Origin of the sequence: Actinoplanes sp. URMC 104 (genome assembly GCF_051386375.1) — a bacterium.
In the GTDB taxonomy this organism is placed as follows: Bacteria; Actinomycetota; Actinomycetes; order Mycobacteriales; family Micromonosporaceae; genus Actinoplanes.
The window spans coordinates 278,663-290,932 of record NZ_JBPQTO010000002.1 but is presented as its reverse complement, the minus strand read 5'-3'; the positions used below and the strand labels follow the sequence as shown (position 1 = coordinate 290,932).

Genomic DNA, 12,270 nt, shown 5'->3' with positions numbered 1-12,270 from the left:
CGGCGTTTATCCACAGCCGCTTGCGGGGGTCCCCGGCTCCACTACGGTTTGAGGGAGCAACCACCCTCGAGGGGAGCCGTCGCCGATGACCGAGATCCTGTCCGACGAGGCCGTGGCGTTCGTCGCCGATCTGAACAGGCGCTTCCGTCCTCGCCGCGACGAGCTCCTCGCCGCCCGGGCCGAGCGCCGCGCCGCGATCGCTGCCGGGGGCACGCTCGGGTTCCTGCCCGAGACGGCCGACATCCGCGCCGCCGAGTGGAGCGCCCCGCCCGCCCCGGCCGACCTGCGGGACAGGCGCGTCGAGATCACCGGTCCCACCGAGCGCAAGATGACCATCAACGCGCTCAACTCCGGCGCCAAGGTGTGGCTCGCCGACCTCGAGGACGCGAACACCCCGCACTGGGCCAACGTCGTCGACGGCCAGCAGAACCTGTACGACGCGATCCGGCGCACCGTCACGCTCGAGACCCCGCAGAAGAAGTACGAGCTGGCCGGCGGCCCCTATCCGACGATCGTCGTGCGCCCCCGCGGCTGGCACCTCGACGAGCGTCACCTGCCCGTCGACGGCGAGCCGGCCGTGGGCGCGCTGGTCGACTTCGGCCTCTACTTCTTCCACAACGCCGAGGAGCTGCTCGAGCGCGGCAGCGGGCCGTACTTCTACCTGCCCAAGATGGAGTCGCACCACGAGGCCGCCCTCTGGAACGACGTCTTCACCCACGCGCAGGAGGCCCTCGGCATCCCGGTCGGCACGATCCGCGCCACCGTGCTCATCGAGACGATCCCCGCGGCCTTCGAGATGGACGAGATCCTGTACGCGTTGCGCCCGCACATCTCCGGGCTCAACGCCGGCCGGTGGGACTACCTGTTCAGCATCATCAAGTACTTCCGCGACAACCCGTCGATGGTGCTACCCGACCGCGCCTCCGTCACGATGACCGCGCCGTTCATGCGGGCCTACACCGAGCTGCTCGTCGCCACCTGCCACCGGCGCGGCGCGTTCGCGATGGGCGGCATGGCGGCGTTCATCCCCAGCCGCCGCGACGCCGACGTCAACGAGGTCGCGCTCGGCAAGGTCCGCGAGGACAAGGAGCGCGAGGCCGGCGACGGCTTCGACGGCTCCTGGGTGGCCCACCCCGACCTGGTGCCGGTCTGTCTCGAGATCTTCGACCGGGTGCTCGGCGACCGGCCCAACCAGCTCGACCGGCAGCGCCCCGACGTGTCGGTCACGGCCGAGCAGCTGCTCGACGTGGCCGCCACGCCGGGCGAGGTCACCGAGGCCGGGCTGCGCTCCAACGTTTCGGTCGCGCTGCAATACCTGGAGGCGTGGCTGCGCGGCAACGGCGCCGTCGCGATCAACAACCTGATGGAGGACGCCGCCACCGCCGAGATCTCCCGCTCGCAGGTGTGGCAGTGGATCCACAACGGCGTACGCCTGCCCGACGGCACCGCGATCACCGCCGACCTCGTGGGCCGCCTCGAGGACGAGGAGCTCGCCCGGATCCGCGAGGCGATCGGCGACGAGGCGTGGACCTCCGGCCGCTTCGACGACGCGCGCAAGCTCTTCGAACGGGTGGCGCTCGCCGACGACTTCGCCGACTTCCTCACCACCGCCGCCTACGAGTCGATCGACTGATGCGGCTCACCGGCGCGGACTACGACGACGCCGACGCGCGGCTGGCCGCGCACGACGCGTTCCTGGCCGCGCGCTATCCGGGCGAGAGCGCCGACCGGCAGCCCGTGCACACGGTCTACATCCCGGCCGACCGGCTCGACGGGTTCCGCGAGTGGGGCGCCGAGGCGCTGCGGGTCATGGACGCGCACGACTTCCCGTGGTCGGTCCCGGGCGTCCGGGAGAAACTCGCCCGCGAACCGATCGAGGACCTGCGCGTCGACTTCGAGGACGGCTACGGCGTGCGCGACGACGACGAGGAGGACGCGGCGGTCCGCAAGGCGGCGGCGACCCTGCGCGCCGGCGAGCGCCCGCCCTTCCTCGGGCTGCGCGTCAAGTCGCTCGAGGCCCCGACGCGGCGGCGGTCGCTGCGCACGCTCGACCTGTTCCTGGAGTCCTATCAGGACGCCGGTTTCGTCGTCACGCTGCCCAAGGTGAGCGGCCCCGACCAGGTGACCGCCATGGTCGCGCTGCTGGAGCGGCTGGAGAGCGCGTACGGCCTGGCTGCAGGCGCGCTGCGGTTCGAGATCCAGATCGAGCTGCCCGCCGCCGTGCTCGCCGCGGACGGCACCGCCACCGTGGCGCGGCTGATCACCGCCGCGGGCGGCCGCTGCGCCGGGCTGCACTACGGCACGTACGACTACAGCGCCGCCGCCGGGGTGGCCGCCGCCCACCAGGCGATGGACCATCCCGTGGCCGACCACGCCAAGGCCGTCATGCAGGCCGCCGCCGCGCAGACCGGTGTCCGGCTCTCCGACGGCTCCACCAACATCCTGCCGGTGGGCACCCGCGAGGAGGTCCAGGCCGCCTGGGAGGTGCACCACCGGCTCGTGGCCCGCTCCCTGGAGCGCGGCTTCTATCAGGGGTGGGACCTGCATCCCGCCCAGCTGCCGACCCGCTACGCCGCCACCTACACGTTCTTCCGCGAGGGCCGCGACGCCGCCGTGGTCCGCCTCCAGCGGTACGTGTCGCGCGCCGACAGCGGCATAGCCGACGAGCCCGCCACCGCCCGCGCGCTGGCGGCCTACCTGTTGCGGGGACTCAACTGCGGCGCCCTCACCGACGCCGCCTTCACAAGAGAGGAGCTGCTCACCTTCCTGTGACCGCGGAACGCACACGCGCCAGCACGGCGTCCGCGAGGGCCTCCGGGGCCTCCTCGGGGATCCAGTGGCTCACGCCCTCGAGCGTCACCATGCGGTAGTCGCCGGTCACCCAGCGGGCGCAGCCGAGGGCGGCGGTCCGGCCGATCGCCACGTCCTGGTCGCTCCACACAAACGTGGTCGGCACGCTCACCGCGCCGATCCGGCCGTCCGCGGAGCGCGCGCGTGAGTCGGCCGTGGGGTGCGCGGGGTGCGCGGGGTGCGCGGGGTGCGCGGGGTGCGCGGGGTGCGCGGGGTGCGCGGGGTGCGCGGGAGAGTCTGCCGCGCCGTGCGTGGAGCGTGCGCCGGACGCGGCCGCGTCGTCCGCGGAGTGCGCGCGGGGCCCGGCCGCGTCCGCGGAGTGGGTGTGGGGCCTGGCCGCGTCTGCGGAGTGGGCGCGGGGCCCGGCCGCGTCCGCGGAGTGGGCGTGTGAGTCGGCCGCGCTGTCTGCGGCGTGCGCGCGGGAGCGGGCCGCGCTGTCCGGGGCGCCGGCGCGGTACCAGTTGAGCGCGCCGGTGAGGCGGGCCCGGTCGCGCAGGGCGTCCACGTACAGGGGCGCCCGCGCGGCGATCGGCGCCATCACGGTGCGGACCCACGCGCCGTCGTCGGCCAGGACGCTGTTCTCACCCTCCGGGGAGGCGAGCATCTGCTGGTAGCCGAACCTGCGCACCTGGTCGGGGTCGGTGCGCAGCGCCTCGGCGAGGGCCGCCGGGTGGGGCACCGAGACCGCGGTCAGCGTGCGGACCCGCGCGCTGTGCCGCCCGGCGACGTGCCAGCCGACCAGGGCGCCCCAGTCGTGACCGACCACGTGCGCCGACGCGATGCCGAGGGCGTCCAGGACGGCGACGGCGTCCGCGGCGATCGCGGGCATGCGGTAGTCCTCGACCGCCGTGGGCCGGGCGCCGGGCGCGTACCCCCGCTGGTCGAAGACGATCGTGCGCAGGCCCGCGGCCGTCAGCCGGGGGACGACGAACTCGAACTCCCGGTGGTCCTGCGGGAAGCCGTGCAGCAGGAGCACGGGTTCGCCCTGCTCCGGGCCGTCCGTCAGCACGTCGAAGGAGAGCCCGCCAACGTCGATCAGCATGCGCTCCATGAAACACCAGGACAGCGGGCGGCGTGCTACTTGGGCGGCAGCGTGCTCACGTACTCGTACGCCTCGTCCAGCCAGCCGTCGAGGGCGGGGTCGTCGAGGTGGTCGCCGGCCACGAGGACCCAGCCGCGCATCGAACGGCCGCCGACCTCGAACGGCCGCACGCCGGCGCGGGTCAGGGCCCGTTCGATCCCGGCGGCGCCGAGCCGGACGATGAGCTCGTCGGCGTGCACCCCCACCGTCATGTTGCCGTTGGTGAAGAACGCCAGCCCACCGAACATCTTGCGCTCGGTGACGGCGGGATCCGTGAGGCGGTCGCGCAGACGCTGGGCCAGCACCTCGTCGTAGGCCATGCCGGGAACCTACCGCAGGGCGGTCAGGCGGCCGGCGCAACGCGGCGGGCCCACTCCGCGGCCTCACCGGGCGGGAGGACGCGGTTGAGCACGACCTCCGGCGTCATCAGCGGATAGGTGCGGCCGACGGTCCAGGTGCGGTCGTACGGCGGCGGGTCGAGCACGATCACGCGGTGGTCGCCGAGCAGTGGGATGTCGGCGGGACGGCCCTCGTTGTAGATGGTCTCGCCGGCGGCGTCGGCCAGGTAGAACTGCCCGCGGATGCCGTCGGCCGGCATCAGCTCGCCGTCGGTGGCGGCCGCGACCCACGCCGCCTCGGGGGGCTCGCCCGGCAGCAGGCCGCGCGACTCGTCGCCGATCAGCGTCGCCGCGAGCAGCGTGTGCAGCTGGAAGGTGCTGCTGACCCCGCTGATCGTCAGGTCGTAGGCCCGGCCGGTCGGGCGGTGCAGCACGAGCAGCGGCTCGTCGTCGAGCACCTCGAGCAGCCCGAGCAGCCACGCCGCGTCCTCGGCGTACGGCGTCATCGTCGCGGCCGCGGCCGTCAACCGGTCGCGGCCGGGCAGCGCCTGCCGGGCCCGCTTCTGCTGCAAGGGCAGCAGCAGGCTCGGGATCCAGTCGTCGACGGTGAACCAGGCCTGGGTGATCTCGCCGGCCTCCTCGAGGCTGAGCCCGGCCGCCGGCGCCGCCCGGACGACCCGTTCGCGCAGCCGCTGGTAGTCCTCCGGCGACGTCGGCGCGGCCACCTCGCCGCCCAGCTTGTCGGTGAGCACGCCGAACTGGGCGGCCAGCTCGAGACCCGTGGCGAGCCGTTCGGAGAGCACCGCGAGCGCGGGCAGCGGGTCGGCGCCCTGCTCGATCAGCCCGGCGACCAGCGTGGCCAGCAGCTTGCCGTTGCCGAACGCCACCTGTTCCAGCGCGGGGACCAGCGGCAACAGGCCCGCGCTGAGCTCCGCCTCGTCCGCGTGCGGCAACCGGTCCACAATGGCCCGGTAGCTGCGGGTGGAGGCGCGCGAGTCCAGCCGGATCACCGCCTGGGCCAGGCCGGTGCTGAGCTCGGGCAGCGGGGTGGCGGGGCGTCCTGGCATTCGCGCATCGTAAGTGCGTGGTGACTGCCGCACCACCCCGCTAGGGTGCGATCGTGACGAGAACCGTGACGCTCGTGCTCGCCGGTCCCGGCGGCGAGCTGCTGGGGGAGCGTGGGCCCTTCGAGGCCGAGGTGCCGTGGTGGCAGGAGGTCGGCGGGTTCGGCGCCGACGTGCAGGTGCTGCGGCTGCTGCAGGCCGACCGCGCGCATCCGCCCGGCGGCCACGTCACCTATCTGGCCGAGCTCACCGGCGAGCTCCGCGAGAGGGTCGACCCCGTTTCCGCGTACGCGGAGAGCCTGTTCGCGGCTCACCCCAAGCGCGCGGCCTACGCCGAGGTCGGCGGCCCCGCGGCGTCGCTCGCCTGGGCGGCCGCGATCGTGCCCGGCACCACCGCCCACCAGCAGCGCACCTGGAACCTGTCGGCGATCTGGCGGCTCGACGGCGCCGACGGGCAGCCCGTCGCGTGGCTCAAGCAGGTGCCGCGCTTCTTCGGGCACGAGCCGTACGCGCTGCGGTTGGTCGGCGGCGTGGCGCCGGGGCTGGTGCCGGAGCTGATCGCGGACGGCGAGCACGGCCGCATGCTGCTCGCGCACGCGCCCGGCGAGGACCGCTACGAGGCCGGCGCCGACGTGTGCGCGGCGATCGCCGCCGCCTTCCACCCCGTGCAGGAGCACTTCGCCGCCGACCCCGGCCCGCTGGCGGGCATCCCCGACGCCCGCCTCGACCGCACGCTCGGCGACTACGTGCGCGTCGCCGAACCGCACCTCGGCGCGATCCCCGGCCTGCGCGAGCTGATCGCCGACCTGCCGCGCCGCTTCGCCGCCATCGCCGCCTGCGGTCTGCCCGACACCCTCGTGCACGGCGACCTGCACCCCGGCAACGCCCGCACCGACGCGGGCGGCCGGCTGACCATCATGGACTGGGGCGACTGCACGTTCGGCAACCCGGTCCTCGACATCCTGCGGCTGACCGGCGGCCTCGACAGCGGAGCCGGCCGCCTGATCGACGAGTGGGTGGCCCGCTGGCGGCACACCGCGCCCGGCTCCGACCCGGCCCGGGCCGTCACGCTGATGCGCCCGGTCGCGGCGCTGCGGTCGGCGCTCATCTACGCGGCGTTCCTCGACGCCATCGAGCCCACCGAGTGGCCCTATCACGCCGACGACGTCCCCGCCGCCCTGGCCGCGGCGGTGGCGCTCGCCGGTTAGACCGGCTCGCCGCGGCCAGGGGAGGCGTCGGCCAGGGGAGGCGTCGGCCAGGGGAGGCGTCGGCCAGGGGAGGCGTCGGCCAGGGGAGGCGTCGGCCAGGGAAGGCGTCGGCCAGGGAAGGCGTCGGCCAGGGAAGGCGTCGGCCAGGGAGGCGTCGGGCAGGGGAGGCGTCAGCGGATGGGCTCGCCGGCCCGGGGGCCGCTGGCGTGCAGCAGCAGCGCGACCACGGCGCCCGGCTCGTCGAACATGGCGACGTGGCCCGCGCCCTTGATCTTGATCCAGCGGGTCTGCGGCGGCAGCTGCGACCGGCGCCGGGTGATCAGCGGCGGGAGCACGCGGTCGCGGGTGCCGAAGGCCACCGTGACGGGCACGTGGATGTCGGCGCCGTGGCGGAAGCCGGTGCGCTCGGCCCCGTGCAGGGTCTCGCGGAAGCCGGGCGCCGTCGCCATGTCCTCGATGGCGGCGTTCGCCAGGGCGTACGGCACCTTGGAGGGCTGACCGGAGAGCTGAGCCATGAACGCGGTGCGGGCCCAGCGGCTGCGCGGCGCGTCGGGCGCCAGCCGGTGGACGATCCGGGAGTTCAGCCGCGACTGCCGCATCGTGGTGCTGATGAACAGCGGGGCGCGCCGGCCCCACAGACCGCCGGGCGACAGCGCGGTGACGGTGCGGGCGCGGCCGAGCCGGGCCAGCTCCAGCGCGACCCAGCCGCCGACGCTGTTGCCGGCCACGTGCACCGTCGCCAGGCCGAGCTCGTCCAGCAGCTCGGCCACGGCGCGGGCCTGGTCGAGCGGGGTGTTGCCGGCGCCCTTGGGCTGGCGCGGCGAGTCGCCGTGGCCGGGCAGGTCCACGGCGATGACGTCGCGCTCGCGGGCCAGCTCCTCCACGACGGGCGCCCACGACCGGCGCGAGAGGCCCTGCCCGTGCAGCAGGACCAGCGGTTCTCCCGCACCGAGCCGGGTGTGGGCGAGGCGCGGACGGGTTCGTACATCGGAAACAGCCATGCGGACCGTCTACCCGGCACACCGATGATCCTCACGACCGACTCCGTCACAGATCGTCAACTCCCGATCACGGCGTGACGCGTCGACGCGCCTCTATGGTGGGGGGATGCGCGGGCCCCGGGCGGACTTCGTGGAGCGGATCCGGCAGGGAGGCGTCGACCTCTCGCCGGCGCTGGCGGCCGCCTTCGCCGAGGTGCCGCGGGAGGCGTTCGTGCCGCGGGGGTTCCAGCGCCACGACGGCACGTGGGCCGGGCCGGCCGACCGCGACTTCCTCGAGCTGGTCTACGCCGACGACGTGCTGGTCACCAAGGTGGACGGCCGGACGCCGGTCAGCTCGTCGAGCCAGCCCTCGCTGATGGCGATGATGATCGAGGCGCTGGACGTCCGGCCGGGGCACACGGTGCTCGAGATCGGCGCGGGCACCGGCTACAACGCGGCGCTGATCGCGCGGCTCGGGGCGTCGGTGGTCAGCGTGGACGCGCAGCGCGACGTCGCGGACCGGGCGCGGGCGGCGCTGGCCAGGGCCGGGATCGACGGCGTACGGGTCGAGCACGGCGACGGCTATCTCGGGTGCGACCGTACGACGTTCGACCGGGTCATCGTCACGGTCGGGATCGCCGGGGTGTCCCCGCGGTGGTTCGAGCAGCTCGCGCCGGACGGGCTGGTCGTGGCGCCGGTCGAGCACGCCGGCAACCACCCGGTCCTGCGCATCACCGCCGACCTGCGGGCGCGGGCGCTGATCCCCGCCGGCTTCATGACCGCGTCGGGGCCGCTCACGGCGGCGTCCCCGTTTCCCGCGCCGGCCCCGCCCAGGACGCTCGGCAAGCTCACCGCGTACGCGGAAGGCCGTTTCGACCCTCCGCTGGAGCTCGCCTATCACGACCTGTGGTACGCGGCCGGCGTGTGGCACCGGCGGGCCACCTACGCCGCCGTGCCGCGCCAGCGGCGCAACTGCCTCATGCTGCTCGACGAGGAGCGCACCGGTGGAGCGATCATCCTGCCCGACGGCAGCGTCCTGGCCGGCGGAGCGCAGCGCGACCGGTACGCCGCGGACGCCGTCGTGATCCTCGACCGCTGGCTCGCCGAGCAGCGCCCTTCCCTGCGTTCCTGGCACATCCGCCTCGCCCCCGGCGGCGACCCGGACGCCCCGATCCTGCTGCCGCACACCTGGGAGCTCACCCGATGAGAGCCGGAGACGTCCACGCCTGGCTGCGCGAGCGCGGCGCCGAGTCGATCCCGCACGCCGGCGGCTCGCTGTACGAGCACCTCGTCCGCGTGCACGAGCGGCTCGCGGCGCACGGCAAGGGCGAGGACGAGGTGCTCGCCGGGCTGACCCACGCGGCGTACGGGACAGACGGTTTCGCGGTCGTGCTGCTCGACGTGACGCAGCGGGCGCGGCTGCGCGAGCTGGTCGGCCCGGCGGCGGAGGCGATGGTCTACCGGTACGGCGGCTGCGACCGGGAGCGCACGTGGCGGGCGCTGCCGGCGACGCAGACGATCTGGAGCCGCTTCACCGGGCACGCCGAGTCGCCCACGCCCGCGCAGGTCCGCGCGTTCGCCGACCTGAGCATCGTCAACGAGCTCGACGTGTTCGAACGCTCGGCGGAGATCGCGGCGCGCGCGGGCGACTACTTCCGCTCGGTCTTCGGAACGTGGGCGCCGCTGGCCTCGCCGAGCGTGATGGCGGACTGCCGCCGCACGCTCGGCCTCACCACTGGTTAGCGCGGCGGTCGCGCCACGAGCGGCCGTCCGGGTCGTAGACCAGGCGGTAGGCCGGGCTCGCCCACCAGCGCTGGTACCAGGGCAGCTTCTCGGGCGAGTGCGGCATGAGCCGCCCCGGCGGCCGCGGGCCCGTCCGGCCGGCGTCGTGCCACGCCTTCAGCCGGTCCGCGGCGGCGTTCATCTCGCGGACGATCTCGGCGGGGTCGGTCAGCTCAAGGTCCGGCCGGCACAGGTGCTCGCGCATGAGCGCCAGCCGCAGCTCGCGCGGGAAGCGGCGGGCGCCGTCGCCGAGCCCGGCCGGGTCGCGCGGGTCGCGCTCGTCCAGCGTCTCGTCGAAGACGGCGTTGGACAGCTCGCTGTCGTGCGTCCACGAACGACGGTTGAAGTTGTCGCTGCCGATGCTGCACCACACGTCGTCGATCACGCACACCTTCGCGTGGACGTAGATCGGCGTACCGGCCTCGTTCTCCAGGTCGAAGACGTGCACCCGGTCGGGCGCGGCCCGCTCGCACAGCGAGAGCGCCTGCTCGCGGCCGATCTCGTTGGGCGGCAGCGCGAACCGGCCGTCGACGTCGGGGTGCCGCGGAACGACCGCGATCAGGTTCAGCCCGGGGTTGGCGCGCAGCGCGTCGGCGAACAGCTGCGCGACCTCGGCCGACCACAGGTACTGGTCCTCGAGGTAGATGAAGCTGCGCGCCCGTTTGATGGCCTTGGTGTAGCCGCGCGCCACGGTCTGCTCGCCGTTGCGAGCGAACGTGTACTTGGGCCGCATCGAGGGATAGGTGCGCAGCGTCTGCACGGCGTGCGGCCCGCACTCGGGCGGGTCCGGCGGCTGGGGCGGCAGCGGGTCGGGGCTCATGTCGGCGTGGCGCAGCTTGTCGGCCACCGTCGAGATCGGGCCGTGCTGGTCGAGGTCGTTGGGGTCGCGCCAGCGCTCGCGGAACGTCAGGTCGAGCACGCCCACGACCGGCCCGCGCAGGGCGAGCTGCACGTCGTGCCACGGCGGGTTGTCCCCGTACGCCTTGCTCATCGCGACCGCCTGCGGATCGCCGAGGTGCCGCTCGTCGTCGCGGCGGCTGTGGCACAGGTCGATGCCGCCCGCGAACGCCACGTCGAGCTCCGGGCGGCCGGGGTGGCGCAGCACGACGAGCTTCTGGTGGTGCGAGCCGCCCCGCCGGACGCGCTGGTCGAGCAGCACCTCGCCGCCGGCCGCGCGGATGTCCTCGCCGAGGTTGCGGTTCTCCTCCTCGCTGTAGGCGAACTTGTCGAGGTGGGATCGCCACAGCAGGCCCTTGACCACGACGCCGCGCTTGGCCGCCGCCGCGAACAGCTCGGCGATCGTGGGGCCGCCGTCGCGCATCAGCTCGTCGGGGTCGCCGCGCCAGTCGGTGAAAAAGAGGTGGTCGCCTTCACGCAGGCTTTCCACTTCCGTCACGAGCCGGTCGAAATATGTTCTGCCGTGAATAAGCGGTTCGACCGCGTTTCCCGTGCACCAGGTGGGTATGGAGGAGTCGGGGTTGTCACGCTCCTCAGCGCTGAGGAACCAATCCGGCATTGGCACGCCCCCGAACTTAAGCCGCCAGCCGGGCGCGCGCACGTCGAAGTGTGCTGCGCCACCGCTCCCGGAGGATCCACGCCATGAGCGCAGAGCCGCTGACCACGACCCCCGACACCGTCGCCCCCGTCGACTCCGCCCTCGCGGCCGAGAAGGGCCTGCTCATCGCCGTGCTCCTGCTCGTGCTGCTCGGCACCTCGGCGATGCTGTTCATGGCCTGACCACCGGCGGCTGCGCCGGCCGTCACAACACCCACTCGTCGTCGCGGATGATGGCGACCGTGCCGCGGGGCCCGCGCCCGGTGACCGAGACGCCCTCGCCGCCGATCACCACGTCGGTGTGCACGCTCGACATGTTCAGCCCCAGCCCGGCGCGCTGCGGCTCGGTCATCCCGGTGCCGCCGGCCACGGCGAACGGGAAGCTCTGACCCCACGCTACGTGGCAGGCCGCGTTCTCGTCGAACAGCATGTTGTGGAACACCACGCCGGTGCGGGCGATCCGGCTGTCCCGGTCGACGAGCGCGACCTCGCCCAGGCGCCGGGCCCCCTCGTCGGTGTCGAGGTGGGCCCGCACGACGGAGGCGCCGTCGTCGGCGGTGACCTCGGTGATGCGCCCGCCGGCGAGCGTCACCCGCAACCCGGTGATCACCCGGCCGCCGACCACCACGGGCCGGGTCACCCGGATCACGCCCTCGGCGTGGCGCCGGTCGGGGCTGGTGAAGACCTCCTCGGTGGGGATGTTCGGCAGGTACGCGATGCCGTCGGAGTCGACCAGCCCGCCGCCCTTCCAGCGGGTGTCCGGCACCAGCCCGACGGTCAGGTCGGTGCCCTCCCCGTGGTAGCGCAGCTCGGTCAGCTCCAGCGCGTCGAGCCGGCGGGCCCGCTCGGCGAGCATCTCGGCCCGTTCCTGCCAGGCGGCCACCGGGTCGTCGAGGTCGAGCCGCATCGCCGTGCCGACCGCCTTCCACAGCCGCTCGACGTCCGGTTCGCCGAAGACCTCGCGGGCCCAGCCCGGGTTGGGCGCTCCCACGACCGTCCAGCGCAGGCCGCCGTCGACGACCGCGCGGCGCATGGCCTGCAGCTCCCCGGCCGGCGAGGCGGCGACCCTGGCGGGGTCGAGCCCGTCGAGCAGGTGCGGGTCCGCGTCGCCCAGCAGCCGGACCCACGCGACACCGGCCTGCCGCCACTCCTCGATCCGGGAGAGGGCCCAGGGGCGTACGGCGGACAACTGCTCCACAGTGGCGTGCTCGACGGCCGACCGGCGCATGGGCCCGTCCGTCCACACCGGCTCGACCCAGGCGGCGCCCGCCTCGTAAGCCGCCTGCGTCACCGCGCGGGCGATCTCGAGGTGGGCCGTGTCGGTGTAGAGGACGACGCCCTGCCCGGGCTGCACGTTGACGCCGGCCCGGACCACGAGGGCGGCGAATCGCTCGATCAGCGCCATGCCGAGCA

General features: G+C 74.3%; 12 protein-coding genes. 6 read left to right on the top strand and 6 right to left on the bottom strand.

Annotated elements, in window-relative coordinates; genetic code table 11:
• The first annotated feature begins 85 nt into the window (after positions 1-85).
• Together aceB and ACSNN8_RS02360 are read left to right on the top strand one after the other, a co-directional pair.
• The gene (aceB, locus tag ACSNN8_RS02365) at positions 86-1,633 is read left to right on the top strand and encodes a malate synthase A (RefSeq protein WP_436646642.1); all 1,548 of its coding nucleotides are present in this window, start codon (positions 86-88) and stop codon (positions 1,631-1,633) included.
• Positions 1,633-2,772, top strand: coding sequence for a DUF6986 family protein (locus ACSNN8_RS02360; RefSeq protein WP_436646640.1), 1,140 nt, complete (start codon positions 1,633-1,635; stop codon positions 2,770-2,772). The genes aceB and ACSNN8_RS02360 overlap by 1 nt, the downstream gene beginning before the upstream one ends.
• Here the strand turns inward: ACSNN8_RS02360 and ACSNN8_RS02355 are convergent.
• From ACSNN8_RS02355 to ACSNN8_RS02345, 3 genes are read right to left on the bottom strand one after another with little or no spacing between them, the layout of a single operon-like run.
• On the bottom strand, positions 2,759-3,892 hold the full coding sequence (locus ACSNN8_RS02355) for an alpha/beta fold hydrolase (RefSeq protein WP_436646639.1): 1,134 nt from the start codon (positions 3,890-3,892) through the stop codon (positions 2,759-2,761). The genes ACSNN8_RS02360 and ACSNN8_RS02355 overlap by 14 nt on opposite strands.
• 35 nt (positions 3,893-3,927) lie before the next feature.
• Complete coding sequence (locus ACSNN8_RS02350) at positions 3,928-4,251, bottom strand: TfoX/Sxy family protein (RefSeq protein WP_436646637.1); 324 nt, start codon at positions 4,249-4,251, stop codon at positions 3,928-3,930.
• A 23-nt stretch (positions 4,252-4,274) separates the two neighbouring features.
• Positions 4,275-5,336 carry a hypothetical protein gene (locus ACSNN8_RS02345; RefSeq protein WP_436646636.1) on the bottom strand — a complete coding sequence of 354 codons (1,062 nt, stop codon included), beginning with the start codon at positions 5,334-5,336 and terminating at the stop codon, positions 4,275-4,277.
• Positions 5,337-5,389: 53 nt separating this feature from the next.
• On the opposite strand from ACSNN8_RS02345, the gene ACSNN8_RS02340 reads away from it, so the two are divergent.
• Positions 5,390-6,541, top strand: coding sequence for a phosphotransferase family protein (locus tag ACSNN8_RS02340; protein ID WP_436646634.1), 1,152 nt, complete (start codon positions 5,390-5,392; stop codon positions 6,539-6,541).
• Between the two features lie 170 nt (positions 6,542-6,711).
• Here ACSNN8_RS02340 and ACSNN8_RS02335 read toward each other — a convergent pair whose 3' ends face one another.
• Complete coding sequence (locus ACSNN8_RS02335; RefSeq protein ID WP_436646633.1) at positions 6,712-7,542, bottom strand: alpha/beta fold hydrolase; 831 nt, start codon at positions 7,540-7,542, stop codon at positions 6,712-6,714.
• 106 nt (positions 7,543-7,648) lie between these two features.
• On the opposite strand from ACSNN8_RS02335, the gene ACSNN8_RS02330 reads away from it, so the two are divergent.
• A complete protein-coding gene (locus ACSNN8_RS02330) occupies positions 7,649-8,728 on the top strand; it encodes a protein-L-isoaspartate O-methyltransferase family protein (protein ID WP_436646631.1) in 1,080 nt (359 codons plus the stop codon).
• Positions 8,725-9,264: a DUF6817 domain-containing protein gene (locus tag ACSNN8_RS02325; protein ID WP_436646629.1), complete on the top strand. Its 540-nt coding sequence runs from the start codon at positions 8,725-8,727 to the stop codon at positions 9,262-9,264. The genes ACSNN8_RS02330 and ACSNN8_RS02325 overlap by 4 nt, the downstream gene beginning before the upstream one ends.
• Here ACSNN8_RS02325 and ACSNN8_RS02320 read toward each other — a convergent pair.
• Entirely contained in the window at positions 9,251-10,825 is a 1,575-nt protein-coding gene (locus ACSNN8_RS02320; protein WP_436646627.1) for a phospholipase D family protein, read from the bottom strand. The two genes, ACSNN8_RS02325 and ACSNN8_RS02320, sit on opposite strands and share 14 nt — an antisense overlap.
• Before the next feature lie 77 nt (positions 10,826-10,902).
• On the opposite strand from ACSNN8_RS02320, the gene ACSNN8_RS02315 reads away from it, so the two are divergent.
• Positions 10,903-11,040, top strand: coding sequence for a hypothetical protein (locus ACSNN8_RS02315; protein WP_436646625.1), 138 nt, complete (start codon positions 10,903-10,905; stop codon positions 11,038-11,040).
• A 22-nt stretch (positions 11,041-11,062) separates the two neighbouring features.
• On the opposite strand, the gene ACSNN8_RS02310 is transcribed toward ACSNN8_RS02315, so the two are convergent.
• Positions 11,063-12,262, bottom strand: a complete 1,200-nt coding sequence (locus ACSNN8_RS02310; protein WP_436646623.1) for an aminopeptidase — start codon at positions 12,260-12,262, stop codon at positions 11,063-11,065.
• Between the last annotated feature and the right edge of the window lie 8 nt (positions 12,263-12,270).

Bases quoted from the DNA above. Each gene is read 5' to 3' on its own strand.
- aceB (WP_436646642.1), top strand. From the start codon at position 86: ATGACCGAGATCCTGTCCGACGAGGCCGTGGCGTTCGTCGCCGATCTG.
- ACSNN8_RS02360 (WP_436646640.1), top strand. From the start codon at position 1,633: ATGCGGCTCACCGGCGCGGACTACGACGACGCCGACGCGCGGCTGGCC.
- ACSNN8_RS02355 (WP_436646639.1), bottom strand. From the start codon at position 3,892: ATGCTGATCGACGTTGGCGGGCTCTCCTTCGACGTGCTGACGGACGGC.
- ACSNN8_RS02350 (WP_436646637.1), bottom strand. From the start codon at position 4,251: ATGGCCTACGACGAGGTGCTGGCCCAGCGTCTGCGCGACCGCCTCACG.
- ACSNN8_RS02345 (WP_436646636.1), bottom strand. From the start codon at position 5,336: ATGCCAGGACGCCCCGCCACCCCGCTGCCCGAGCTCAGCACCGGCCTG.
- ACSNN8_RS02335 (WP_436646633.1), bottom strand. From the start codon at position 7,542: ATGGCTGTTTCCGATGTACGAACCCGTCCGCGCCTCGCCCACACCCGG.
- ACSNN8_RS02330 (WP_436646631.1), top strand. From the start codon at position 7,649: ATGCGCGGGCCCCGGGCGGACTTCGTGGAGCGGATCCGGCAGGGAGGC.
- ACSNN8_RS02325 (WP_436646629.1), top strand. From the start codon at position 8,725: ATGAGAGCCGGAGACGTCCACGCCTGGCTGCGCGAGCGCGGCGCCGAG.
- ACSNN8_RS02315 (WP_436646625.1), top strand. From the start codon at position 10,903: ATGAGCGCAGAGCCGCTGACCACGACCCCCGACACCGTCGCCCCCGTC.
- ACSNN8_RS02310 (WP_436646623.1), bottom strand. From the start codon at position 12,262: ATGGCGCTGATCGAGCGATTCGCCGCCCTCGTGGTCCGGGCCGGCGTC.